Source organism: Bacillus sp. CPT56D-587-MTF, from assembly GCF_058792335.1.
Genome location: NZ_JBYTEF010000001.1, coordinates 4,645,712 through 4,670,210, shown reverse-complemented (window position 1 = coordinate 4,670,210; position 24,499 = coordinate 4,645,712). Strand labels below are relative to the sequence as shown.

Genomic DNA, 24,499 nt, shown 5'->3' with positions numbered 1-24,499 from the left:
AAAAAGGTGGATATTTTAAGAAGGCCAGCTGGCTCAATGACAGTGGCGCTAATTCTGTCCATTTTATACGGAGTAATCCGAACTGGGAAATTAGAAGTAATTTTGAACTTATGGGCAATAGTTGGAATTTCATTGTTAGTGTTAGCCATTCATGAGCTAGGACATGTAGTATTTGGTGTAATAGGTGGTTTGACATTTAAATTTATGACAGTAGGACCCATTACTATTCAAAAAGAAAAAGGAAAATTACGCATTCGAGAAAATAAATTGTGGGCGTACTTTGGAGGCGTTGCAACACTAGTACCACCTTCTATAGAGACACCGAATCTTTCGAAAAAGTGGGCGTGGCTCACTTTAGGTGGACCGATTACGAGTTTACTATTTGGTATTACTTCCGGTTACATATATATGGTGAGTTATTATCAATATCTTTTATATTTTTCCTTTTTCCATTTTGCAATCTTTGCGGTTACAATTGTGCCGATAAAAGGAATGCTTATGAGTGATGGGATGCAATTTCTTATTTTAATTAAAGATGATGAAAGAGCTAGAAATCACTTATATGAGATTCAAATATCGAGTGAGTTATTTAGTTATAAAAGACCGAAAGATTGGGATGAAAGGTTAGTAGAATTGAGTGAGGAGAAAATAAAAGAGAATAAAGGGATAAGAGAGATAATGAGTAGACTTATGCTCGTCTTTTTTGCTCGTGCAGATCAAGAGGGAATGGAAAGAGCGATACCGTATATAGAACGAATTGTTCAACTACCTGTAACGAAAGAAAATAAGTTTTTCGTTAGTAGTTTTCATAGTTGGTACCTTTTATATAAAGCCCTTTATCAGATGGATAGTCTTTCTTTGCAAGAAGCAAAGGAACATGCAAAGGCTATTACAAAAATGGACCTAAGTGGATATTACCGTACACAAGGAATTATTAGATATGTAGAGGGTAATATGGAAGCGTCCCGTACTTATATGAAGAAAGCCGATCAAGAATTAAAGAGCGCCGAGAAGAGTGAGATGGGATATTTACAATTAGAAAGAGAATGGTTTGAGCAGCTGAAAGAGAGGGTATCTTACGATGGGTGAGGTATCCTCTTTTTTATATGTCATCTTATGCCGTTCCATAAACAGCCTAGGGCGAGTAAAATGAGATAAGAAGAGCAAAGCTTGGAGGAAGTAAATATGGAAATCTTATCAATTATTTTGATAGTCTTGCTCATTTATGTTGTTTTTAAAGTGGCATATGTAGCATTAAAGATACTCGCGATCCTATTAATTATCTTTTTAATCGTAGAGTTCGGCAGTAAGTTGCTTGGGGGATAGGGTATGTTGTGCGTTTTGAGTGTCGAAGGATGTCGGTAAATCGATATCCTACGTCGAATCGTTGATATAATGAAAAAATCGTTGATATAAGTGGAGAAACAATCGATATATTTGAAAAATCGTTGATATATTTTAGTGAATACGAAGTGGGGTATGTGGAAAAGAAGTTGCCGTGAGGGTAACTTCTTTTTATCGTGATGCGGGGATATGCAAACCAACATGAAAAAGCTGGAAGAGTATCTTCCAGCTTAAGAGTTACTTTCAATTTGGCGACCGCTATCTTCTTCATTGTCTTGTAAAAGGTTGAATACGTCTGCTAGGCAGAATGCAATGAACCAAGTCCATAGACCGTGGAAGAAAGCTGAGCTTAATTGAAGTGGTAATGTATAGTTTGTCATTGAGTAGGAAATACATCCACCAACGATTCCGATCATTGTTAATAACATTGTTTTTTGAGCGTTTTCTTCTGGATTGAAGAGGAAGTAAATGTATCCGCCTAAAATTGAAGCGCTTACAAGTGTTTCGATTCCATTAAAGATGATATTCTCTCCAAGCTGAGTGTTTGTCCAGAAGCATATTGTTCCGCCGATAATAGCAAACAGGACAGCTATTGTATATCGTATATATTGATTCATATGTTCATCTCCCTATGTAATAAGATGATTTGGAAGTCAAAAAGGTAGGTATAGTATATTGAAGTGAGTTTTAATTGTACGTATCTTTTTATAAAAAGATCATTGAAGAGTAACTAAGATAATCGGTTGTTTAAACCGTTACGTGTATGGTGTCTGAAATATACCCGACTGCTCGTTTCTTTTTGCTTGTAAAATAAGAGAAACTTCCAAGTCTATATACTCTTTTTTTGTGAGTCTGCTTTCATTATAACACATTTAGGGACATAATAATAGAATTATCTGATTTTGTAATAAGTGTAAAAAATAAAAAGCGTAAGGAAATACCATTAACGGTGCAGTTTAGTGGAAGAAGGATTTTAATTTATTATGATGAAATATGTAATCAAGGTGAGATCTAAGAATGAGGCTTAAATACTATAAAAAATGTTTTATAGCATGAATGTAAGGGAGGAGAGCTAACTTGGAGTTCACAACAGAAAGATTAATAATTAGACCTTTTAAGAGTACTGATTTACAGGATGTATTTGCTATTTATAATAGTGATGATACATGTAAGTTCCTATTACATAATAAGTGGACTCATGAAGACATGCAGAAAAGATTTAATAAGAAGATAGCAAATAATGTACTTACTAAAGAAACAATATTAAGTTTGGCAGTTATATACAAAACTAAAGTAGTTGGTGATTTATCCGTATGGTACACAAATATGAAAGACACTGTTGAGATTGGTTATAGTTTTTCAAATGAAGTAGCTGGGAGAGGTTTGGCGACAGAAGCAGTAAGTAGTTTGGTATTGAAATTATTTAATGAATGTAATGTACATCGTATACAGGCTAATCTTGATGCACGTAATACAGCTTCACAAAAATTGTGTGAACGAATAGGTATGAGAAAGGAAGCCCATTTCATACAAGATTTTTGGAATAAAGATGAATGGACAGATAGTATTGTATATGGAATGCTATCCTCCGATTTGTAGTAATAAACTTAGTGATTTTATTATGCTAAAAGGTACGTTAGTTGAATAACAAAGGGCATAACATATTATATATGACTAATATGTTATGCCCTTTAATTTATTAACCTTTTTATATGCGTTTGAAACGGCCGACAATTTCAACTGTTTCAGTAATGTTCATAAATGCTTTGTTATCCACTTGACGGATAATACGTTTCATTTCGCCTAACTCATAGCGAGTCACGACAGTGTAAATCATTTTTTTCTTATGGTTTGTATAGCCGCCGACAGCGTCTACCATTGTCACCCCGCGTATGCCGTGATGTAGTAGTGCGCTTTTTATTTCCTCGCCTTTTTCTGTAATAGTCATTATCGTTAATTTAATATGTTTCGTATGCACAGCGTCGATAACTTTGCTGACTACAAATCGACTAATTAACGTATAAAGTGTAATATCCCATCCGAAAATAAAACCTGCTGCTACAAGTAAGATTAAGTTGAATACAAATATGATTGCTCCAATTGAAACATCTCGATATTTCGCTACAATCAATCCAACAACATCAAAACCACCTGTTGAAGAAGCAAATCGGAATATAATTCCTGAAGCTGCTCCGCAGATAACACCACCGAATACAGAAGAAAGTAAAATATCGTCTGAAACTTGGTGTACCGGGATAATGTTCATCGCTAACGATGACACAGCTACAAAGTAAGCTGTTAAAAAGGTTGTCTTCTTGCCTAAGTAAAAGTGACTTAAAATAAGAAGAGGAATGTTTAGTAAAAAGATAAGTGCACCGATATTGTAGTGCATTAAATAACCGATAATCATCCCTACACCAGCGAATCCACCGCTAATCATATTATGCGGGATAAAAAACATATTCATAGAAATTGCATACAAAATAGAAGCTATAAAAATAACAACCAACTGTATCATAAATTCTAAGTGAAATGTTTTAGCTGCTGGGAAGGATAAAAAGGCGGTGTCGGGAACGTAATCGGCGTCTCCTAGTTGACCCATAGTATGTTTCATCTCCATATTCATTTTTGATTACAAGAAGAGAATAAAGGTTTTTTCAAAAACTGGCAATAGTTTTATTATAATGCAAAAATTTTATAAATTTCTAATAAATCAAGCCTATTCATTGATGTGTGTGAATATGCTAAAGAAAGCGAATACAACGTTTCTTAATTATTGTTTTCTTGAGAAAATATGCAAAATACTTTTTTTGAAAATAAAAGGAAATAGAGAATATTTGCCCGATGTGCTAAAATGACCTTATTAAGGATGTGAAGCGATGGAATTTTTATTGCAGGATGCAATTCTATATATATCGTTTGTAACGACGGCACTTTGTTTATTAGAAGTTTTCTTCCTTGCTAATGTTTCTCGCTTTGTGCGTCAACAAGCATCAAGCGGTAGACAAAGAGCTTTTGCGTTAGTTGATACATGTGAAGATAGTGCGGGAAATGTACCGCTATTTTCTATTTTTTATAAATATGGAATGATTCGTTCTGTACGTAGACAAGAATCAAGTGAAGAGAATGACGAGGTCGGTCCGTATACGCCAATGTTTCGCTAAATAATTACGAAACATTGGAGGAATGAACATGTTAAAATCATACCGAGCTGTGCTCGTTAGTTTATCATTATTATTTGTTTTTGTTTTATCTGGTTGCAGTAATGCAGCCCCAATTGATGCACATAGTACGGGAATTTGGGATCATTATTTTGTATATCCAATCTCGTTTATGATTCAATTTGTTGCTCATCATATACCTGGAGCTAGCTTTGGGATTGCTATCATTATTATGACGCTCGTTATTCGTTCAGCAATGATTCCATTAGCTGTTTCGCAATATCGCAGCCAAGCGAAAATGAAGAAAATGCAACCTGAATTGCAGAAGCTAAAGAAAAAGTACGGTGATGTAAGCAAAGACCTTGAAAAACAAAAGCAGTATCAAAAAGAAATGTCAGAACTAATGAAATCAGGCGGTTGGAATCCACTTGCTGGTTGCTGGCCATTATTAATACAAATGCCGATTTTCTCTGCTTTGTATTATGCGATTAGCAGAACTGAAGAGATTGGCACATCTTCGTTTTTATGGGTGAACCTAGGACATGCAGATCCATATCATATATTACCGATTATTGCAGCGTTAACGACATTTATTCAGATGAAAGTTTTCCAATCGAATATTACACCTGGAGAACAAGTACAGATGCTAAAGATGCAGCAAATTATGATGCCGGCAATGATTCTATTTATGGGGTTTGCGGCGCCATCAGGACTTGTGTTGTACTGGATAACAGGTAACTTATTTACAATGACACAAACAATTGTATTAAGAAAAATAATGGAACGTGAAGAGTTACAATTACAAAAAGCATAGAGAAACACCGCTCATTACGAGCGGTGTTTTTTGTTAAATCGTTAAGGAAATGTTAAGAAACCGACATTACTATAGGCATTGTATACGAAAGTGTACATGCATTAGAAATATGAAGGAGGAAATTTCCTATGAAGAAGAAAACAGTTGGTTATTTAGCGATTGCAGGTGCTTTATCATTCGGAATCATTGGAGGAGTCGGCATTCCGGCATTCGCGGCAACGAATACTCCAGCAGTGGATCAGCCTGCAAAAACGGCGAAAAAGGATTTGGATGACGCTACAAAACAAAAAGTAAAAACAATTATGGACGATACAAAGAAACAGTTAGAGGAACTAGGTGTAAAGCTTCCAGAGAAAGAGAAGCGTAAAGACATGTTTGCAGGATTAGATGAACAGGCGAAAGAAAAAGCGAAGTCCATTTTAGAGCAAGAGAAGTCTGGTAAATTAACACGAGAACAGGCAAAAGAAGAATTAACAAAATTAGGCGTGAAGTTCCCAGAAAAGGGTAAGCACAAAGAAATGTTTGCGGGATTAGATGAACAGGCGAAAGAAAAAGCGAAGTCCATTTTAGAGCAAGAGAAATCTGGAAAATTAACGCATGAGCAAGCAAAAGAGGAATTAACAAAGCTAGGCGTGAAAATGCCGGAGAAAGGTAAACATGGAGACATGTTTGCTAACTTAGATGAACAGACAAAAGAGAAAGCGAAGTCCATTTTAGAGCAAAAGAAATCCGGAAAATTAACGCATGAGCAAGCAAAAGAAGAATTAACGAAGTTAGGCGTGAAACTCCCAGAGAAAGAGAAGCATGAAGACATCTTTGCTGGATTAGATGAAGCAACAAAAACAAAAGCAAAAGCGATTTTAGAGAATGAAAAGAAACAATTAGACGCATTGAATGTTGATTTACCGCACCATAAGTTTTTTATGAAAAAAGAAGATAAATAATTGATTTATGTATCTTTCGTGTGGGCAACCGGAAGGTACGTGCGAGGACCGATTTCTGTCAGCAGAAATCGGTCCCTTTTAATGATTCAATAAAATTCTTTTCATTGTTAGTATGTATCCGAAGATGCAGTAGAAGATTGCAAAACCGATAAACACTTCCGTATATTGATATTTACCCAATACGTAGAAGGAAACAGCTGGTATAATAGCTACCGCTAAAATGCTATAACCAGGATACTTGTTTCGATACATGATAGCGAATAGAACAGAGAGAAACGTAGCGATAATACAAAAGACAGCAATCATTATTGGTGCACCTCCTAAACGGATTATACCATTTTTAGGGAAATAGGGAAGTTTTGTATCTTCTGTTATAATATAAGAAGAGAAATATTTCCTATGTTATATAAAAAATATATTGATTTTTTCTAACAATTCAATATAATGAACAATAACTACAAAATTCGACATCAAGAAGTGATGATGAGGACACGATCAATTTTTTACGATTTTCAGAGAGGGAAGCCTTTGGCTGTGAGCTTCCTAATACGGAAAAATGGATTACCACCTCTGAACTGCAGCAGTGAACGAGCATCTAGTAATTGCTTGCCGGCAAAAACCGTTATTTAGACTTGAGAAATTGGTGAAGTGTGTTACTTTGCGAATTGAAACAAGGGTGGAACCACGAATACAACACTCGTCCCTTTTTTAGGGAGGAGTGTTTTTTTATTTCATTTTTGCATCACACTAGGATTGGAAGGAGGTAATAACAGTAAATAAGAATCTATAAAAAACTATAAAAATTTACAATTACAGGTTTTATATTTTACAGAATTCAACCTATAATATTTTCAGGTGATGAAAAGGGGGAAAAGGATGAAAACAACACGTACTTGTAAAATCAATTCTATTACAAAAGAACAAACGGAAGATTTAATTACTTTGATCCGTACGTTCGAAAGTGCAAAACGATATAGTTTTAATCGTTTGATTGAGGGCGAAAACGAGAAAGAATTGATAAAAAAACTACAACCTAAATATTTGTTAAATAAACGTTTTTGTGAAGATGCAATTTTACAAGCGCAAACGATCCTTTTCTCTCAAAAAGAACTTCTTCCTGTTTACCTAGAAAACAATCAAAAAAAGTTAGAAAAGACGTTACAAAAAATAGATGATTATGAACGCGGCAAAAAAAGACCTAAACAAGTTGCATTAGAAACTTGTCTAATTGGATTAAGAAAACGAAAACAAAAATTAGAACAAAAAATTGAAACGTATGCAAAACATATTAAAAATAAAACATTACCTCCTATTATTTTTGGTGGGCGGAAAAATTTCTATGAAAGAATGAAAGATAAGATATCCAATCAAGAATGGAAAGATTTGCGGACACGACAATTATATTCTCGCGGAGATAAAAGCAAAAAAGGGAATTTGAACATGCGCATTACAGTTGATGATTGTGGGCAAGGATGGTTAGAAATTGCAAATCCATTAGGACGAACAAATGGAAAAACAAAAAGCCCACGAATCAAAGTTCCGATTATCATTCCATATCATTTTTATCATCAAATCACAAATGTCGTTATGGGAAAGCAAATCGGTGTAAATCCAAAAGGAAAACCGATTATAGAGCATCAAAAATATAGTGTAGAAATCATTCGTAAACAAAATGAATTTTATGTGAATATTACGTTTGATGAAACAGAAATAGGTCGTGTACTAGATTTCAAGGAAACACCACAATCAGATGTAATTGCAGGAATTGATGTAAATCCGGACCGTATTGCAGTTAGTTTATGTACAAAACAAGGTAATTTTAAAGGTTCAAAAATTTTTTATCTACACAATCTGAATGCGTTTTCAACAAACAAACGCGCAACGATAATTGGACAAATCGTACAACAAATTAAAACATGGTTATTGGAAAACAATGTAGGTGGAATTGTTTTAGAAGATTTAAAGTTTCAACAATCTCATGATACTGATAAATACAGTAATCGTAATTTCCATCAATTTACGTATAAAAAGATGTTGAACAGTTTAATTCGTATGTCTCTTCGTAACGGATTTTCTGTTAAAACAGTAAACCCCGCTTATACAAGTGTGATTGGAAAATTAAAATACAGTAAAAATTTCGGTATTAGCTTTCATGAAGCAGCCGCATTCGCGATCGCAAGACGTGGATTAGAATTGCAAGAACAAGTACCACAAGAGATTATATTATTATTAAAAAACCAAATTACAACAAAACTGCGTATTCTTGTTGCTTCCATGGAAGAAAGTAAAAAGAATACGCAAAAAGTATATAAAAAATGGTTACAAACAATTCAAACGTGGAAAGAATATCACAATTGGAAATTGTGGAGCATTCTTCATAAAACTGTTTATATGAGCAATCAACAATTCGTATTTAAAATTTAAATGAGAAGGGGGGTACTGGTTTATTTCTTATAACCTCTTGCATACTACTGACTTGGATGAATGGTAGTATGCAAGGACAGATCGTTCCTAACAGGAACCTGCCGTCATTCTTTCACAATAGGTGGATGAAAAGGTCACAACCCTTACGGACAGGAAAAAGGTGAGATTCCTTTTCGGTAGTTGGCATTTGACTTGGTTCGCCAACAATTTATAGATTTTTATAAGAATTTTAAACCAGGATACGCAGCATGCATCATGATGAGAAGAACAAAATTGGTTTAACGGTAGCACTTTCTATCGTAGTAGGAACGATTATTGGGTCTGGTGTGTTTATGAAACCAGGCAGCGTATTAGATTACTCGGGGAGTTCTAATATGGCGATTCTTGCTTGGATAATTGGTGGTCTGTTAACGTTAGCAAGTGGTTTAACAGTAGCTGAAATTGGAGCGCAAATCCCGAAAAATGGTGGGTTGTATACGTATTTAGAGGAGATTTATGGAAGTTTTTGGGGGTATTTATCAGGCTGGATGCAAACAATTGTGTATGGGCCAGCTATTATTGGAACGTTAGGGTTATACTTTAGTTCTTTAATGATTAATTTTTTCTATTTAGATAAAGTATGGAATTTACCAATCGCAATTGGAACAGTTGTGTTCCTTGGCGTTGTAAATAGTATGGGAACAAAATACGGAGGTATCGTCCAAACGATCACGACAATCGGGAAGATGATTCCAATCGTATTAATTGTTGTGTTAGGTTTTTGGAAAGGGAATAGCGATATCTTTAACGTAGTTGTGCCGATATCAGAAAATCAAAGTATCGGGATGGCGATCTTAGCAACATTATTTGCTTATGACGGCTGGATTCTACTTGCGTCAATTGGTGGAGAAATGAAGAATCCAACAAAGCTATTACCGAAAGCAATGACAGTTGGGATTTTAATTGTAACAGCTGCTTACGTATTAATTAATTTGGCGTTATTGAATGTATTACCAGCAACGCAAATTGTAGAACTTGGAGAAAATGCAACAGCGACAGCTGCAGGAATGCTACTTGGAGAATATGGCGGGAAAATTATTAGTATCGGTATTATCGTTTCTATTTTCGGTTGTTTAAATGGAAAGATTTTAACATTCCCACGTATCCCGATGTCGATGGCAGAACGTGGACAACTTCCATTTGCTAAGTTTATTGCAAAGGAAAGTCCAAGATTTAAAACACCAGCAAATGCGATTACTGTTGAAATCATTTTAGGAATTATTTTAATGATTATTAGTGATCCAAATAAGCTATCTGAGATTTCCGTATTCATTATTTATATTTTCTACGTAATGACGTTTATCGGTGTCTTCATTTTAAGAAAACGTAATAAAAATAAAGAGCGTGCATACAGTGTACCGTTATTCCCAATCGTCCCAATCGTTGCGATTTTGGGCTCACTCTTTGTAATCGGTAGTGCGATTATTAACGATCCACTAAGTTGTTTCTTATCAATTGGAATTGTCTTTACGGGACTGCCGGTATATTGGTATTTAAATAAGAAGAATAAAACTGCTGTTTAATAATTAGAAAACAGGCGTATCATACGCCTGTTTTTTATATGAAAAAATTTGAAAGTATAAAATTAGAATTATGGGGAATTACATTACCCTATTCTATAACCTAGAAACAGGTAATTAAGTATAGTTAATTATCTGTTTTGGGTAGTAACATTTTAAAGTCATAAGCATAAACTTTCTTTCCGCCTTTCACAGTGGCGAGTATAGATTCTATACCTTGTATTTCTTGTTCGGATACTTTTCTTCCGTTTGTTAAGTTGTATCTTTCTATATAGTATTTATTATTGCGCTTTGCATCATAACGTAGAACATATAATGAGTCGTTTTCGAAATAAGTTTGTTCATTATATCTAACACCATCTTTAACATGGTAATCTATGGTGAATTTATGGCTCATCGTATTATTTTTAGGGTTATATGTATATATATCACCAAGACCGTTTAAAAAATATAATTCGTTGTTATATATATATGCGGAATTATCTAATGAAAATGGGCTGGTTGCAGTTGAGTTTTCTTCTTTATACATAAATATTGTATTTTGTTCTAAAGTGGCTTTATTAGTACGTAACAAGAATGTTTCCCCTTTTAGCGGATCATCCTTATCAATTGTACTCATAACCATGTAGTAATTCTCTGAATCTACTAAAATAGGTGAAAGATTAGCATGGTCCTCTTTTCCATTTATATTAAGCGCTGTAATATTCTCTATATTCATTGTTGCATCATTAAACGTTAATTTTTTCAATTCGTATTTATTAGTAACTAATTCTTGAGTGGCTACTAAAATATTTTCCCCATCTAATCCAGAGCTAATAATGAAATGAGGGATATTACTTTTATGAATAACTTTTTCATTTCCGAATAAAACATTTGAATTATAGTTCCCGTTCTCTTTGTCCATTCCTGAATTGTAAATAGTAACAAATATCTTTTGGTTTGCTAAATATCCATTAAAATCACCGGTATGTTGGTATTTTATTTGTAACTACTCAGCTTCTTCAAATAAAAAAACAGGCCAAATACATGTTTCCGATTCGAAAACATGAAAAGAAAATACTCCAATCAGAGAAAGAATCTATGCCAAATAGAGAAATTCTCTTATGAAGTCGTGTTATTCCAAGGAACCGTTCTAGTTTCTATGACTTGGTTTATCGCTTGTAAGACCGATTGTTTTTGTTTTTTCATGGTACTCATAAAGCTTCGTATCTGACAAAAAGATTCTGCGCCTTTCTTACTTCGGAAAGTCCCAGACACTTTCTGTTTTACTTTCGTCATCCGAATATCCCGTTCTGCTTGATTGTTATCAAATGGAATGGCTGGATGTTCTAAAAACGCTAGAATTCTGTCAGAATACTTGACGAAGCGATTCCATAAATTTTGAGAAGGCGTCTGCTTTCCTTTCTTCTTTTGTTTCGTGGAAAGAATCTGTTGTTCTTTCAATATGGATTGATACATAATAAACAGATTCTTTTGCGTCGCTTTTGGCATGGTACCTTCGGATTGCTTTTTCATCGTCAACGCTTGCGTTAGAAATTTCTGCATCTGTTGTGCCCATTGTTCTCCAGTACTATCTATAATTCCTTGTAAATCTCGTAAGAGATGGGCATTACATAAAACGTGACGACAATCTGTATACGCATCATACGATTTCCAACCATCATGCATCGCAATTCCAGAAAAAGATGGCAAGATTTCTCCAGCATCCATTGCTTCTTTTCCACGTTTTTGATGAATATGTTGCAATGTCACCTCCGGTGTACTGGCAGTATGTAACCATTGTGTTTTGTTTTCTACACGCATACCAGTTTCATCAAAATGGACAACAGGAGACTGCAGAATCTTTTCCTTTACTTCTTTTATGAATGGCTGCAATTGAGAAGCGAAAGCCTGTGTATGATTTACCAGGGTTCCTTCGCTTATAGAATGTCCAAAACAATCCTGAAAGAATTCTTTTGTTCGCTTCAAAGAAATGCATTGATAATGCGTTAAATAGGGAATCAGTCTTTTTATATTTGGACCATATTGAACAGGACGAGATACTGTCGAAGGAAATTGGGCTTCTTGGATAGAATGGCAATGTGGGCATTCTTTCTGTTCTACTTTATGTTCTGTCACTTCGATCTGAATAGGTGGTAAGTCATACACTTGGCGAATGCGATACCCTTTTACAGGCTCGTGGTTCAAGGAAGTATGACAACAAGTACAATATGTAGGAGAATGTGTAATCGTATGATCTGGAGTCGCTGTCAAACCAAGAGTATGTCCCTTGTGGCCCAACTGGCCACCCGTTTGACGATGAGACGGTTTGCGCAAACTTTTTGTAACGGGCTTACCCAAACCATCTGTAGAAGGTGGCTTATGACTATTTTTGGAGTTTTTTTTTGAAGCATTTTCTAGTTCTTGTATACGTTTTTCTAACTTAGAAAATGTTTCTTCGAATAAAGAAATAACAGCTTCAGGTCCTTTTTTATATGTATCTAAAATAATTTTTCGATCGACCATAAGATTCACCTCCCCTGTTTGATATACTCAGTATTTACAAATGGGAGGCATATGAAACTAGTAAAATTTAAAAAAGACACCGAAAGGTGGCTGAGTAGTTACTTTTATTTTATGAGTAGTAGGATTTTCTCCTAGAAATGTTATAGTATTTTTACTCTCTAATAGAACTTGTTTTTTATCGTCAGATACACCAATACCGCCGAGCTCTAGACCACCCATTTTATATCCGCTAGCAACGCCTTGTTTATTTATAAATATGGCATAACTAATGCCTTTACCATCTAAATCTTGATCGGCAGTGGATGAGAAGTAAAGCACAGCCTTTTTATCATCTAAAAAATTTTTATTTTGTATTTCTTTATCTGATATTAAGTTTGCATTCTTATCTTTTATACATAAATAGTAAGCTAATACTGCAATCGTTATAATAATCGTAAAAAATAGAATTATTTTCCGGTGATTTTTCATTTTCACTTCTGCTCCTCAAATAACCAAAAAGTGAAACAAATAAATTGTTTCACTTTCAGTTTTAAAATTATATATTACGAATTAACGATGTTTTTTGCGCATCTCTAACATCTCGAGGATATACACCTGCTCCACCATCTTTATCTAAATCTAAACCACCATGTAATTTATAAGCAGACCATATCAATTTAGAACAATTCTTCGCGCCATAATGGCTAGTATTTCTATTGTTTGCGAAATTATAAGAATAGTCATCCTTTCCTACACGATCTTTCGCCCACCAAGCTGCGTCATTTTTATTTTGCCAAGAAGTATTTACAGATTTGACAACTGCATCACCTTTATCAACTAAGCGTTTATTAGTAGCAATTGTGTGCGCACCTTTGTCTGGTACAGATTCAACAATCAAGTCTTTACTATAGTACATACCGACATGTCCGTGATTCATATAAGCAGTTGTAGATCCAGTATAATAAAAGTCGCCCATATTAGAATTTCCTACTTTTACATTTCCGCCGCTAGCACCATATTGAACATTAGTAGTATCTTTATTATTTCGTTGAGTAGCTTCTCGTTCTCCTTGTTCATGATTTGCTTTTAATTCTTTATAAATTTGTTCTGCTAAAGCTTCTTTTGTATTGCCCGTATTTTTTGCAACTTCAATAATATCTGAAATTAACTCTTCTGTACTTACGTCTGGCTGCAATTTCTTAATCTCATTTAAATACGGAAGTTCGTTACTTGCTGCGAAAGATGATGTAGGCACAAGCCCAGCTGAAGCTAAAATACTTGCTGTCAAAGTTAGTGCAGTTAATTTTTTCATTTCTTTTCCCCCTAAGTTTTTTGATATTCCAAACTATTGTGTGTTTGTAAAGTATAGTATTTACTCTACAAGAAAATAATAATTTTTCTGTAATTTTAATACAAGTCTAGTAAAGAAAAATCTTATTTGGTACAATTTGTTTGTAAATAATAGGAAATTTAATCAAGTTTATTATAAATTAAATATATATATATAAATTTAATAATAAATGTTGTTTTTTATTAATATTTCTTAGTTTGATTACAAATTGGATAGAAGTAGTGATAATTTTTCAGATAAGGATCTTTATTTAAATGTTGGAGATATATCATAAGAGGGAAGTTTTTTATTATAAAAAATTATACTTGCGTCCACTTTCTATTTTGGTTACTATAATCGTAGTAACCAAAATAGAAAGCGTGGGGAAAGACTTGAATTTTCGTGTTTATATTTTAGCTATCGCGGCTTTCGTAGTCGGAACGGTTGAGTTAATTATAGGAGGAACGCTCGATTTAGTTGCCAATGATTTAGGAGTATCTATTAGCGCAGCTGGTCAGCTTATAACAATATTTTCGGTAGTATTTGCTTTGTCAGGTCCAGTTTTATTAGCTGTGACAGGGAAGTTTGAAAGAAAAACATTGTATGTTGGAGCATTATCGATTTTCTTAATCGGAAATATTATTTCCGCGTTTAGTGTGAATTACGGAATGCTAATGTTCTCAAGGGTTATTTGTGCGGCGAGTGGTTCATTAATTATTGCACTATCTGTAACACTTGCGTCTAGTGTAGTAGAACCGCATTTTCGTGCGCGTGCAATTGGAATCATTTTTATGGGAATTAGTGGATCACTTGTACTTGGAGTACCGCTCGGTCTTGTACTCGGAAATGCATACGGATGGCGTGCACCATTTGTATTAATTTCTGTGTTAACAGTTATGGCAATAGCTTGTATTTCATTGTTCTTAACGAAGGTACCACCGACATCGGTATTATCAATAAAAGAACAACTTGCTACTTTAAAAGATAAAAAAATTGTAAGTGCACAGTTAACATCATTTTTGTTTTTAACGGGGCATTTAACATTGTATGCATATTTAACACCATTTTTAAAAGATGTTATGAATGTTGAAGCAAACTGGATAAGTGTGTTTTACTTTATTTTCGGAATCGCAGCAGTAATCGGCGGCGGATTCGGTGGCTGGCTTGCTGATAAATGGGGATCGAAGAAAAGTATTATTTCTATCATTATCGTATTTGCGTGTGCAATCTTCATACTGCCATTAATGACATTCTCATTCCCGCTCTTCATCATTATGATGGGACTTTGGAGTATGCTGAGCTGGGCGATTTCACCAGCACAGCAAAATTATTTAATTGAAATTGCACCGGAATCAGCTGGTATTCAGCAAGGTTTAAATAACTCTGCGCTTCATTTAGGAATTGCACTTGGTTCAACAGTAGGCGGAGTTGTTATTGAAAAATCATCTGTTATATATAATGCTTGGGTAGGCGGTGGCTTTATTATATTAGCACTGCTTTGCGCGATTTTCTCGATTACGAGAGGACGCTCTACTCAGTTCGTAAAAGAAGAATCTATCGTTTGATAGGTTCTTTTTTTATTTGTAAAAAATTGCAGGTTTTAGTAAGAATATGGAGAATTGGTATATAGCGAGGTGATGGGAAAATGGTGTTTAATTTCTCGATATTCGGTATAATACTTACACTATTACCGATAGTTGTAGCTGTTTTTGTATTAGGCTGGATTCGTTGCCTCTATCAAAATTCAGAGAAACAAGTGGAGCAAAATGAGAAAATCATTGAGCTGTTGATGGAGATAAAGGAACAAAATAAAAAGGAGTCTAAGTGAAAAATTAGACTCCTTTTTATTATTTAATTAGTATCTCAACTTCATCAACAAACTCTTAATTTCATCATCTTCCATAAAGAGATCGTGGTGCTTCTGGGTGATCTTTGCAAGTGCAACGTCGTGATAGAAAAATTCTGTAAAGAACTTTACGAAAGGTTGTGACATTGTTTTCATCGCTTGCCATGACTCTTGTTCTACGCCAGCAAATAAAATTTCACGATCGTCAACGATAAGTAGCAAGTAGCGCTCTAATGCATTAGGTTCTTCAGCTGGGATTAGAAAATGCATGTTTTCTAAGTCTGTTTCTACTTCTCCAACAATAAGGGATTCAATTTGAACACCTTGTTTTGCTTTTTGTTCTAGTAAAGGGAGATATTCTAAAAGAGTATCATTCCAAGCTGAAATACGGATTGATTCTTGTGCACTTTCAATGAGTTCTTTACTTTGAACTCGAATAGAAGATTGCATTTTTAAGCTCCACACACGGTCATCTGTAAATGATTTTTTTGATATATTTGTTTCCAGTTCTTTAATATTTGATTGGAATTCTGTCGTTAATTTTTCAATTGCTAGTTTTAGTGGTAATGCTGTATACAATTTTTTCTTTTCTGAAACAGAATCCATTACCATTCCTTTATCGATTAGGCGTGCTAGTACTTCATATATTTTTGCTTTTGGAACACCTGAATGCTTCACAATTGTTGTAGCATCTAATGGTTCATTGCTTGATACGACAACTTCATAAGCTTGGCTTTCATATTGTGAGAAACCGAATTTTTGTAACATAGTTCCCTCCGAACGAATGAGATTATATTTTAAGGATAATGAACTATTTGTTTTTGCACAAGTGGTAGTCCGTTTTCTAATTGTATTAAGGTGAGAATTAATTTCAATTTTTTAATTTTATCTACTATACTTAATATAATGATTAATAAGATTTTAATTTAATACGAAGGGGATGCTTTGGGGAAAATGTTAAGAAGTTTACGTTTAAAAATTGCGGTAGTGTTTTCAGTACTTATTTCTATGATGTTCGTAATATTGGGTACAGCTGTGTATCAATTACAGAAAGAAAAGGAAGTGCGCTCCTTAGACGAGTATTCTCAAAATGCGATGGATCTTGTGACAGAGCAACTTACGACATTTGTTCAAAGAACGGATGAAGATATGGGGTATTACGCGAACAGTGAGATGATTCGTAATATACTTCAAGGTGGGGTTACTCCAGAAGAGGAAGCGTTTTTAACGAAAGAGTTTGCGGAGTATAAAAAGAATCATCCTGGTATTTTAGATTTATATATTGGTACGAAAGATAAAAAAACATTAAGTGCCAATCTTGCTGAAGGTGGGCAAGTGCCAGAAGGATATGATCCAACGACAAGACCATGGTATAAAGATTCAGAGGCTGATGTAAAAAAGGTCCATTGGGGACAACCTTCTTATGAAATTGCAACAGGAAAGTTAAGTGTAGGTGTTTCTAAAGCAATTACAGCTCAAGATGGGTCTGTATTAGGCGTTGTTGCGATGGATGTATCGCTTGGGACGATTCAGAAGTTGCTTCACAATATTCAATACAATAATGACGGAGAAATGTTTATTATAAATGATAAAAATATGGCTCTTGTTTATCCAGAAAAGATAGGAAAAGATGTTTCTAAAGAACCACTTATAAAGAGCTTAAATAAAGAGGGAACAAAATATGCGGTCACTACAATAAAAGGTGAAGATGTAGTTGTTTACAGTCAATCATTTGATACGATGAAATGGACGATAGGAATCTTTTATCCGAAAGAAACGATCGATGGGCTATTAAATAGTACGAGAAATACAGTTATTATAATGGCATGTATTAGTTTATTAGTTGGAATCGTAGCTTCCTACTTGTTCTCAAGAAGATTAGCAAGACCACTGCAACTATTAAAGAATCACGTGCAAAAAGTAGCAGAAGGCGATTTAACGCTGCGAATGAAAGTGACAAGTAAAGATGAAGTTGGAGAGTTGACTAAGCACTTTAATGATATGGTTGAACAAATGAATGAAATGGTAAGTAAAATTAAAAACAGCGTATCAACGGTGCAACAATCAACGAATAGTTTACATTATTTAACGAACGAAACAGTAGCGGCTAGTAGAGAAGTTTCAGGAGCGATGGATGATGTGAGCGGAGGAGCTTCTACTCTTGCGAATAGTGTGGATGAAGTTTCAGCTCAGCTCGAGAATATGGCGGAGTCAGTAGAACAAATGAATAGCTCCGTTGGTGAAATAAAAGGAGTGGCTGGCAAAGCGGAAGAGGCATCTAAGCAAGGATTAAATACAATGAGGAATTTAATCCGTACGAGGGGACAATCATCTTCGATTGTTGTTCATACAGAAGAAGCATCGGATAAGTTAGAACAAAGAGTTGGATCGATTCAAAATGTTGTTGAGCTTATAAAAGGCATTTCGGATCAAACAAATTTACTTGCTTTAAATGCATCGATTGAAGCTGCCCGTGCAGGTGAGCAAGGTAAGGGATTTGCGGTTGTTGCTGAAGAGGTTCGGAAATTAGCGGAACAATCAAAAGAGGCAACCGGAGAAATCACAATGATGATTGGTGATGTACAATTAGAAGTAAAAAGGGTTGTAGAAGTTGTAAGTAAATTGAAAGACATTGCAGATGTGCAAAATAAAGTGACGTCAGAGGCGGAAATGGAGTTCCGTACAATTATGTCAGTTGTAAATACGATTAGTACTTCAGTTGAAAAAATTGTAGAAGAGGTACATAACATAGGTTATGAGCAAGGGGAAATTACAGCGGTAATGCATACAATTGCTGGTACGAGTCAAGAAAGTGCAGCTGTTTCTGAAGAGGTACATGCTGCAACGGAATCACAGGTGAATCATTTAGAAAAGGTAGCTCACACGATGGAAAGTTTGACAGAACATATGAGAGATTTAGAAAGATTAGTCGAGCAGTTTAAAGTGGAAGAGTAACATATTAGTAAAATGATGAGGATTTCGGTAAAATAGACAATGGATATATAAGAAACGATTATAGGAGGAAGACTACTATGGCAATTGTTGATGTATCGATTATTCCAGTAGGAACAGGTAATCCAAGTGTTAGTGAATATGTAGCAGAAGTACAAAAGGTGCTAGAGAAAAATGCGGATCGCGTGAAGTATCAATTAACACCGATGAATACAATTATTGAAGGAGATCTTCCTGTCATTCTAGAAGTAATACAACAAATGCATGAAGTTCCATATACGAAAGGTGCACAGCGTGTTGCAACAACTATTCGTATTGATGATCGTCGTGATAAAGTAAGCACAATGGAGAAAAAATTAAACTCTGTTCGATCAAAATTATAAGAAAAAGCAGCGATCTTCGCTGCTTTTTTCATATAGGAGGTAAATAAAATGAGTGAAAAGTTTAACGAGCAGTTTGATGGTTTACTGGAGAAATATACTGAGCTGTTACTTGGAGAGAGCAATGAAGAGAGAAAAGAACAGGTACAGAAGTGGGCACTGTATTCTTACATAGCTAAGACGATGCCAGCTTTAGTAAAGCATTGGAATGAAACTTATCCAGATGCGAAAGAAGAGATGGTACAGTTAATTACAGATATTAAAAGGCTGAATGAAGAGAAGCGAAATGAGCAATAAAAAAACTTGAGGTAAATATAATCGCAAGTTTTCTGTATTAATATCCTTATATAATTTACATGGAATATAAAGGATTTTATAGGCATGTCGAATATTTTCGACATGCCTATTTTATGCCTATTAAACTCCATTTTTCTAAATGTCGAAAAATATTTCGGGTATATTTATAAGCAGAAATATAGGTTTTTAAATGTTTTTATAGTATTTTATAAATTATCTAAATAATTATTTGTATCCAATAATTTTAAACAATGATATAATTTTGAAGAGGGGTAAAAAACAGATAAATTACAGTCATAGGGGTGAATTACATGGAACAATTAATGCGAAATTCGTTTCTTTTCTTATCTAAAAATAAAGCGCTAACAAAACTGGCTAAAAAGTACGGTTTACGCTTTGGTGCAGGTCGCTTCGTCGCAGGGGAGACGATTGAATTAGCGACAGCTGCCATTCAACAATTAAATAAGCAAGGTCTTTGTGTAACAATCGATTATTTAGGTGAATTCGTTGATAATGAAGCGGAAGCAAATGAAATGGCTAACCAATCGATTGAAGCGATCCGTGCAATTGGAAGAGAAGGTCTTGATTCGCAGCTTTCTTTAAAGATGACTTCTATGGGATTAGATATCTCTGATGAAATCGTAATGAACAATATGCGCCGTATTTTAGAAGCTGCAAAAGAAAATGGTGTGTTCGTTACAATTGATATGGAAGATTATACACGCTGCGGTAAAACAATTGATATCTTTAAACAATTAAAATCTGAGTACGATAATATTGGTACTGTTATTCAAGCTTACCTATATCGTACAGAAAAAGATATTGAGGATTTAAATGCTTATAAACCTAATTTACGTCTTGTAAAAGGAGCTTATAAAGAACCTGAAGAAGTGGCGTTCCCGGACAAGAAAGATGTAGATGACAATTATAAAAAGATTATTAAAATGCACTTATTAAATGGAAATTATACTGCAATTGCTTCACATGACGAAGCAATTATTGAATATACAAAAAAACTTGCTGAAGAACATAATATTCCAAGGGATCAATTTGAATTCCAAATGTTATATGGTATTCGTAATGAGCGTCAACTTGAGCTAGTAAAAGAAGGTTACAAAATGCGTGTTTACGTACCTTATGGAAACGATTGGTATGGATATTTCATGCGCCGTCTAGCAGAGCGTCCAGCAAACGTTGCGTTCGTATTAAAAGGTATGGTTAAAAAATAACCAAGGAGAAAATACTCCTTGGTTATTTGAATTGCTGAAATGCATAATGTGCCATTTTCTTCGTATCAGGATATAGTTGCGCGCGAGTAGAAGATAATACGACGTTAATGACGCGTTTACCGTCTTTTTCATCCACTGTTACGACTGTATATTTGCCAAGTGCTGATAGACCGCTTTTACTTCCAATCGCATATGGATCGTCATATAGTTCTTCTCGTCCGTAGTTTGCGATGTTTGGAGAGCGTTCTGAAGTATGTAGAGTTGTACGTGTTGAATTCATATATTCTAAAACAACTGGATACTTTAATGCTTCTTTCGTAATAATAGCAATGTCATATGGCGATACTTTATTTCCAAGTGCATCAGCACCACTTGCGTTCTTGAAAGTCGCATGCTTTGTACCGAGTTCCTTCGCTCTAGCATTCATCATTTTCACAAATTCATTTTTTGATCCTGCAATATGTTCTGCGATGGATTCAGCTATTGGATCTGCACTAATGATAAGCATCAGTTTTAATGCTTCATCACGTTTTAACTTTTCCCCAGCACGAAGTTTAATTTTCTTACTTTGACTTTCTGTTTTAATTGCGTTTTCTGTAACTGTAATTTCTTCATCTTCTTTTACATTCTCTAGTAAAAGAAGGGTTGTCATCATTTTGGCTATACTAGCCGGATAAGAGCGTTCGTCTTCGCGTTTTCCATACAAAACTTCACCTGTGTCTGCATCGATTGTAACTCCATATTGCCCAGTAATATTAGGTTGATCAGCTCTTACAGCTTGTTGCCTTTGTGCATAAGAGAAGAAAATCATCCCTGTAAATAGTGTGGCAATCATTACAATCATAACTATTGTTCGTTTCATTATAATTCCCTCATTTGTTACAAATAAATTGGGCAGAAAAAGCAGCCATTAATCATTATGCCACGTTCTCTGCCCAAAAATATAGCGTTATTTTTCGCCCATATTATGCTTTTTATATTGTTGGTTATTACCTTGGCGTCCTTTTTCAACACCGTGATTATGTGGACCTGCGTTTCCAGTTACACTAGCTGCACTAATTCCAGCCTTTGAAGGGTTCTTCTTAAGTTTTGCCATATATATTCCTCCAGTTTCGTCAGATTATAAAAAGGAAAAGTGCATTTAAACAAAGAAAATACACATGTATAGCATAGCCAAATGAAAGAAAAATATTTATTTCAGAAAATTTTATCAATAAATATATTGCGAAAATTTAAACAGTATCATATATTTATTAGTAGAGGCTCACTCATTGATTGCGACTTATGTCGAAAAATTGAATGAGCATTCATTCAAGAATAGGGGGAGAATTGGATGTTCCAAATTAAAAAGGCTGCTGTTCTAGGTTCAGGCGTAATGGGTTCGGGAATTGCGGCACACTTAGCTAATATTGGTATTCCGACATTATTACTTGATATTGTACCACCTGCGCTTACGAAAGAAGAAGAAGCGAAGGGACTTACATTAGAACATAAAAGTGTGAGAAATCGTTTTAGTAATACGGCTGTGCAAAAACTATTAAAGCAAAAACCAGCTCCTCTGACAGTGAAAGGAAATTTAGCACTGATTGAAGCAGGTAATTTAGAAGATGACCTTGAGCGTCTAGCTGATGTAGATTGGATTATTGAAGTAGTAGTTGAAAACTTAGATATTAAAAAGAAACTATTTGAAAAAGTAGATGCGGTTCGTAAACCGGGTTCTATCGTAAGCTCGAATACGTCAGGTATTTCAGTTGAAAAAATGGCAGAAGGTCGTTCAGACGACTTCCAGAAACACTTCTTAGGCACACACTTTTTTAACCCACCACGATATTTAAAACTTCTAGAGGTAATACCGACGAAAGAAACAGATCCACAAGTATTAAGCTTCATGAAACTATTTGGCGAAGACGTTCTTGGAAAAGGCGTTGTTATCGCAAAAGATACACCAAACTTTATTGGAAACCGCATCGGTACGTACGGTTTACTTGTTACTCTTCAAGAGATGGTAAAACGCGGCTATAGCATTGGGGAAGTTGATTCTGTAACAGGCCCACTTATTGGTCGTCCGAAGAGCGCAACGTTCCGCACATTAGATGTTGTCGGTTTAGATACATTCGTACACGTTGCAAATAACGTATATGAAAATGTGCAAGAAGAAGAGCGTGATGTATTTAAAGTACCAGCTTTCATGCATGACATGCTGGAGAAAAAATGGCTTGGAAGTAAAACGGGTCAAGGCTTCTTCTTAAAACAAGGAAAAGAAATTTTAGAATTAAATCCTGAAACGATGGAATACGAAGCGCGTAAAAAATTAAAAGCTGCATCCGTAGAGTTAAGTAAACAAGAAAAAGGATTAGCGAATAAATTGAAAGCGCTTGTATACGCAAAAGACCGTGCAGGAGAGTTATTATGGAACATCATTACACCAACTCTTTTATACTCTGCAAAACTTCATAAAGAAATTGCTGACGATATCGTTGCAATTGACCAAGCGATGAAGTGGGGCTTTGGATGGGAGCAAGGGCCATTTGAAGTGTGGGATGCAATCGGCGTTGAAAAATCTGTTCAAAAGATGGAAGAAAACGGCGTAGTTGTTCCTACTTGGGTGAAAGAAATGTTAGAGAAAGGTTTCACTACTTTCTATAAACATGATAACGGCGATAGCTACTATTACGATAATGGCGAATATAAGCTAATCGAGCGTAATAAAAAAGCAATTTCTCTTAAGCAATTAAAAGCGAAAAATGGTGTATTAAAGAAAAATAGCGGAGCGAGCTTAATTGATTTAGGCGACGGCATCCTTTGCTTAGAGTTCCATTCGAAGAGCAATGCAATCGGTATGGATATTACGCAAATGATTAACTACGCTGTTGATGAAGTAGAAAAGAATTATAAAGGTCTTGTTATCGGTAACCAATCGAAGAACTTCTGCGTTGGTGCGAACCTAGCAATGATCTTAATGGAAGCACAAGACGACAACTACTTTGAAATTGAGTTAGTTGTGAAAAACTTCCAAGATGCAATGACGAAAATTAAGTACTCTTCTAAGCCAGTTGTAGCAGCACCATATGGTATGACGCTTGGCGGAGGTACAGAAGTTTGCTTACCAGCAGCGAGCATTCAAGCTTCTAGTGAAACGTATATGGGCTTAGTAGAAGTTGGTGTTGGCTTAATCCCTGGCGGAGGCGGTAATAAAGAGCTATACATTAAACACTTAAACAAAATGGCAAACGGTGTAGAGTTTGATCTGCAAAAAGTTGCAAATAAAGTGTTCGAAACAGTCGCAATGGCGAAAGTTTCAACTTCAGGACAAGAAGCAGTTTCTCATAACTTCTTAGGTGATAAAGATGGTATTAGTGTGAATGGTGATCACTTACTATACGATGCGAAACAGAAAGCACTTGCTTTATATGAAGCTGGTTACAAAGCGCCAATCCGCAAAAAGATACCAGTTGTTGGGGAAACAGGATATGCAACTCTTGCACTTGGTGCAGAAGCAATGCATTTATCTGGTTACATTTCAGAGTATGACCTTCACATTGCGAAGAAACTTGCATATGTCATTGCGGGCGGAAAAGTACCGTACGGAACAGAAGTTGATGAGCAATATTTATTAGATGTAGAACGTGAAGCATTTATTAGCTTAGTAAGTGAGATGAAATCACAAGCAAGAATGCAGCACATGCTTGTAAAAGGAAAGCCATTACGTAACTAATAACGAGGGGAGATATCGTT

At 35.1% G+C, this 24,499-nt stretch carries 24 protein-coding genes, 1 pseudogene and 1 other annotated feature; of the genes and pseudogenes, 15 read left to right on the top strand and 10 right to left on the bottom strand.

All coding sequences use genetic code 11. The features are described 5' to 3' along the window. Window positions 1-36 precede the first annotated feature (36 nt). Together AC3WVZ_RS24180 and AC3WVZ_RS24175 are read left to right on the top strand one after the other, a co-directional pair. On the top strand, window positions 37-1,089 hold the full coding sequence (locus AC3WVZ_RS24180; protein ID WP_121868613.1) for a zinc metalloprotease: 1,053 nt from the start codon (window positions 37-39) through the stop codon (window positions 1,087-1,089). A gap of 96 nt (window positions 1,090-1,185) precedes the next feature. Beyond that, window positions 1,186-1,326 carry a DUF3985 family protein gene (locus AC3WVZ_RS24175; protein ID WP_000404758.1) on the top strand — a complete coding sequence of 47 codons (141 nt, stop codon included), beginning with the start codon at window positions 1,186-1,188 and terminating at the stop codon, window positions 1,324-1,326. A gap of 248 nt (window positions 1,327-1,574) precedes the next feature. Here AC3WVZ_RS24175 and AC3WVZ_RS24170 read toward each other — a convergent pair whose 3' ends face one another. Continuing rightward, the gene (locus AC3WVZ_RS24170; protein WP_001077773.1) at window positions 1,575-1,961 is read right to left on the bottom strand and encodes a DUF3938 domain-containing protein; all 387 of its coding nucleotides are present in this window, start codon (window positions 1,959-1,961) and stop codon (window positions 1,575-1,577) included. Between the two features lie 460 nt (window positions 1,962-2,421). Between AC3WVZ_RS24170 and AC3WVZ_RS24165 the strand changes: the two genes are divergently transcribed. Continuing rightward, window positions 2,422-2,943, top strand: coding sequence for a GNAT family N-acetyltransferase (locus AC3WVZ_RS24165; RefSeq protein ID WP_000397300.1), 522 nt, complete (start codon window positions 2,422-2,424; stop codon window positions 2,941-2,943). Between the two features lie 109 nt (window positions 2,944-3,052). On the opposite strand, the gene AC3WVZ_RS24160 is transcribed toward AC3WVZ_RS24165, so the two are convergent. Beyond that, complete coding sequence (locus AC3WVZ_RS24160; RefSeq protein ID WP_000530044.1) at window positions 3,053-3,946, bottom strand: YitT family protein; 894 nt, start codon at window positions 3,944-3,946, stop codon at window positions 3,053-3,055. Window positions 3,947-4,223: 277 nt separating this feature from the next. On the opposite strand from AC3WVZ_RS24160, the gene AC3WVZ_RS24155 reads away from it, so the two are divergent. The 3 genes from AC3WVZ_RS24155 (at window position 4,224) to AC3WVZ_RS24145 (ending at window position 6,263) form a co-directional block, all read left to right on the top strand. Beyond that, window positions 4,224-4,508 (top strand): hypothetical protein, encoded by a 285-nt coding sequence (locus AC3WVZ_RS24155; protein ID WP_000394930.1) that lies wholly within the window; start codon window positions 4,224-4,226, stop codon window positions 4,506-4,508. Window positions 4,509-4,536: 28 nt separating this feature from the next. Further along, on the top strand, window positions 4,537-5,319 hold the full coding sequence (gene yidC / locus AC3WVZ_RS24150) for a membrane protein insertase YidC (protein WP_233935517.1): 783 nt from the start codon (window positions 4,537-4,539) through the stop codon (window positions 5,317-5,319). A 128-nt stretch (window positions 5,320-5,447) separates the two neighbouring features. Then, a complete protein-coding gene (locus AC3WVZ_RS24145) occupies window positions 5,448-6,263 on the top strand; it encodes a hypothetical protein (RefSeq protein WP_233935516.1) in 816 nt (271 codons plus the stop codon). A gap of 78 nt (window positions 6,264-6,341) precedes the next feature. On the opposite strand, the gene AC3WVZ_RS24140 is transcribed toward AC3WVZ_RS24145, so the two are convergent. Next, complete coding sequence (locus AC3WVZ_RS24140) at window positions 6,342-6,569, bottom strand: hypothetical protein (RefSeq protein ID WP_106823623.1); 228 nt, start codon at window positions 6,567-6,569, stop codon at window positions 6,342-6,344. A gap of 165 nt (window positions 6,570-6,734) precedes the next feature. Beyond that, window positions 6,735-6,971, top strand: a binding site (T-box leader). 168 nt (window positions 6,972-7,139) lie between these two features. On the opposite strand from AC3WVZ_RS24140, the gene AC3WVZ_RS24135 reads away from it, so the two are divergent. Continuing rightward, window positions 7,140-8,687: an IS200/IS605 family accessory protein TnpB-related protein gene (locus tag AC3WVZ_RS24135; RefSeq protein ID WP_065381818.1), complete on the top strand. Its 1,548-nt coding sequence runs from the start codon at window positions 7,140-7,142 to the stop codon at window positions 8,685-8,687. Between the two features lie 248 nt (window positions 8,688-8,935). Beyond that, the gene (locus tag AC3WVZ_RS24130; RefSeq protein WP_000546301.1) at window positions 8,936-10,249 is read left to right on the top strand and encodes an APC family permease; all 1,314 of its coding nucleotides are present in this window, start codon (window positions 8,936-8,938) and stop codon (window positions 10,247-10,249) included. A 124-nt stretch (window positions 10,250-10,373) separates the two neighbouring features. On the opposite strand, the gene AC3WVZ_RS24125 is transcribed toward AC3WVZ_RS24130, so the two are convergent. The 4 genes and pseudogenes from AC3WVZ_RS24125 to AC3WVZ_RS24110 form a co-directional block, all read right to left on the bottom strand. Beyond that, on the bottom strand, window positions 10,374-11,228 hold the full coding sequence (locus AC3WVZ_RS24125; protein ID WP_492226181.1) for a YycP family beta-propeller protein: 855 nt from the start codon (window positions 11,226-11,228) through the stop codon (window positions 10,374-10,376). Window positions 11,229-11,347: 119 nt separating this feature from the next. Then, window positions 11,348-12,751, bottom strand: coding sequence for an IS66 family transposase (gene tnpC / locus AC3WVZ_RS24120; protein WP_100910632.1), 1,404 nt, complete (start codon window positions 12,749-12,751; stop codon window positions 11,348-11,350). A gap of 102 nt (window positions 12,752-12,853) precedes the next feature. Further along, window positions 12,854-13,219: pseudogene (locus tag AC3WVZ_RS24115) on the bottom strand (YycP family beta-propeller protein); the annotation flags it as partial. 67 nt (window positions 13,220-13,286) lie between these two features. Next, window positions 13,287-14,042, bottom strand: coding sequence for a YiiX/YebB-like N1pC/P60 family cysteine hydrolase (locus tag AC3WVZ_RS24110; RefSeq protein WP_233935512.1), 756 nt, complete (start codon window positions 14,040-14,042; stop codon window positions 13,287-13,289). 398 nt (window positions 14,043-14,440) lie between these two features. On the opposite strand from AC3WVZ_RS24110, the gene AC3WVZ_RS24105 reads away from it, so the two are divergent. Continuing rightward, entirely contained in the window at window positions 14,441-15,625 is a 1,185-nt protein-coding gene (locus AC3WVZ_RS24105) for an MFS transporter (protein ID WP_119684097.1), read from the top strand. Window positions 15,626-15,705: 80 nt separating this feature from the next. Further along, the gene (locus AC3WVZ_RS24100; protein WP_142408450.1) at window positions 15,706-15,888 is read left to right on the top strand and encodes a hypothetical protein; all 183 of its coding nucleotides are present in this window, start codon (window positions 15,706-15,708) and stop codon (window positions 15,886-15,888) included. Window positions 15,889-15,915: 27 nt separating this feature from the next. Here the strand turns inward: AC3WVZ_RS24100 and AC3WVZ_RS24095 are convergent, their stop codons facing one another. Continuing rightward, window positions 15,916-16,674 (bottom strand): TrmB family transcriptional regulator, encoded by a 759-nt coding sequence (locus AC3WVZ_RS24095; RefSeq protein ID WP_016125651.1) that lies wholly within the window; start codon window positions 16,672-16,674, stop codon window positions 15,916-15,918. 186 nt (window positions 16,675-16,860) lie between these two features. Here AC3WVZ_RS24095 and AC3WVZ_RS24090 point away from each other — a divergent pair, with 186 nt between their 5' ends. The 4 genes from AC3WVZ_RS24090 (at window position 16,861) to AC3WVZ_RS24075 (ending at window position 20,764) form a co-directional block, all read left to right on the top strand. After that, on the top strand, window positions 16,861-18,861 hold the full coding sequence (locus AC3WVZ_RS24090; RefSeq protein ID WP_065381823.1) for a methyl-accepting chemotaxis protein: 2,001 nt from the start codon (window positions 16,861-16,863) through the stop codon (window positions 18,859-18,861). A gap of 77 nt (window positions 18,862-18,938) precedes the next feature. Then, complete coding sequence (locus AC3WVZ_RS24085) at window positions 18,939-19,241, top strand: MTH1187 family thiamine-binding protein (RefSeq protein WP_001018860.1); 303 nt, start codon at window positions 18,939-18,941, stop codon at window positions 19,239-19,241. A 48-nt stretch (window positions 19,242-19,289) separates the two neighbouring features. Next, window positions 19,290-19,535, top strand: coding sequence for a YusU family protein (locus AC3WVZ_RS24080; protein ID WP_001290594.1), 246 nt, complete (start codon window positions 19,290-19,292; stop codon window positions 19,533-19,535). A gap of 311 nt (window positions 19,536-19,846) precedes the next feature. Beyond that, the gene (locus AC3WVZ_RS24075) at window positions 19,847-20,764 is read left to right on the top strand and encodes a proline dehydrogenase family protein (protein WP_000436783.1); all 918 of its coding nucleotides are present in this window, start codon (window positions 19,847-19,849) and stop codon (window positions 20,762-20,764) included. Between the two features lie 22 nt (window positions 20,765-20,786). On the opposite strand, the gene AC3WVZ_RS24070 is transcribed toward AC3WVZ_RS24075, so the two are convergent. Together AC3WVZ_RS24070 and AC3WVZ_RS24065 are read right to left on the bottom strand one after the other, a co-directional pair. Then, window positions 20,787-21,626, bottom strand: coding sequence for a D-alanyl-D-alanine carboxypeptidase family protein (locus AC3WVZ_RS24070; protein WP_233935511.1), 840 nt, complete (start codon window positions 21,624-21,626; stop codon window positions 20,787-20,789). Between the two features lie 87 nt (window positions 21,627-21,713). Beyond that, on the bottom strand, window positions 21,714-21,860 hold the full coding sequence (locus AC3WVZ_RS24065; protein WP_001096344.1) for a YuzL family protein: 147 nt from the start codon (window positions 21,858-21,860) through the stop codon (window positions 21,714-21,716). Between the two features lie 237 nt (window positions 21,861-22,097). On the opposite strand from AC3WVZ_RS24065, the gene AC3WVZ_RS24060 reads away from it, so the two are divergent. After that, a complete protein-coding gene (locus tag AC3WVZ_RS24060) occupies window positions 22,098-24,479 on the top strand; it encodes a 3-hydroxyacyl-CoA dehydrogenase/enoyl-CoA hydratase family protein (protein WP_000486377.1) in 2,382 nt (793 codons plus the stop codon). Window positions 24,480-24,499: the final 20 nt, after the last annotated feature.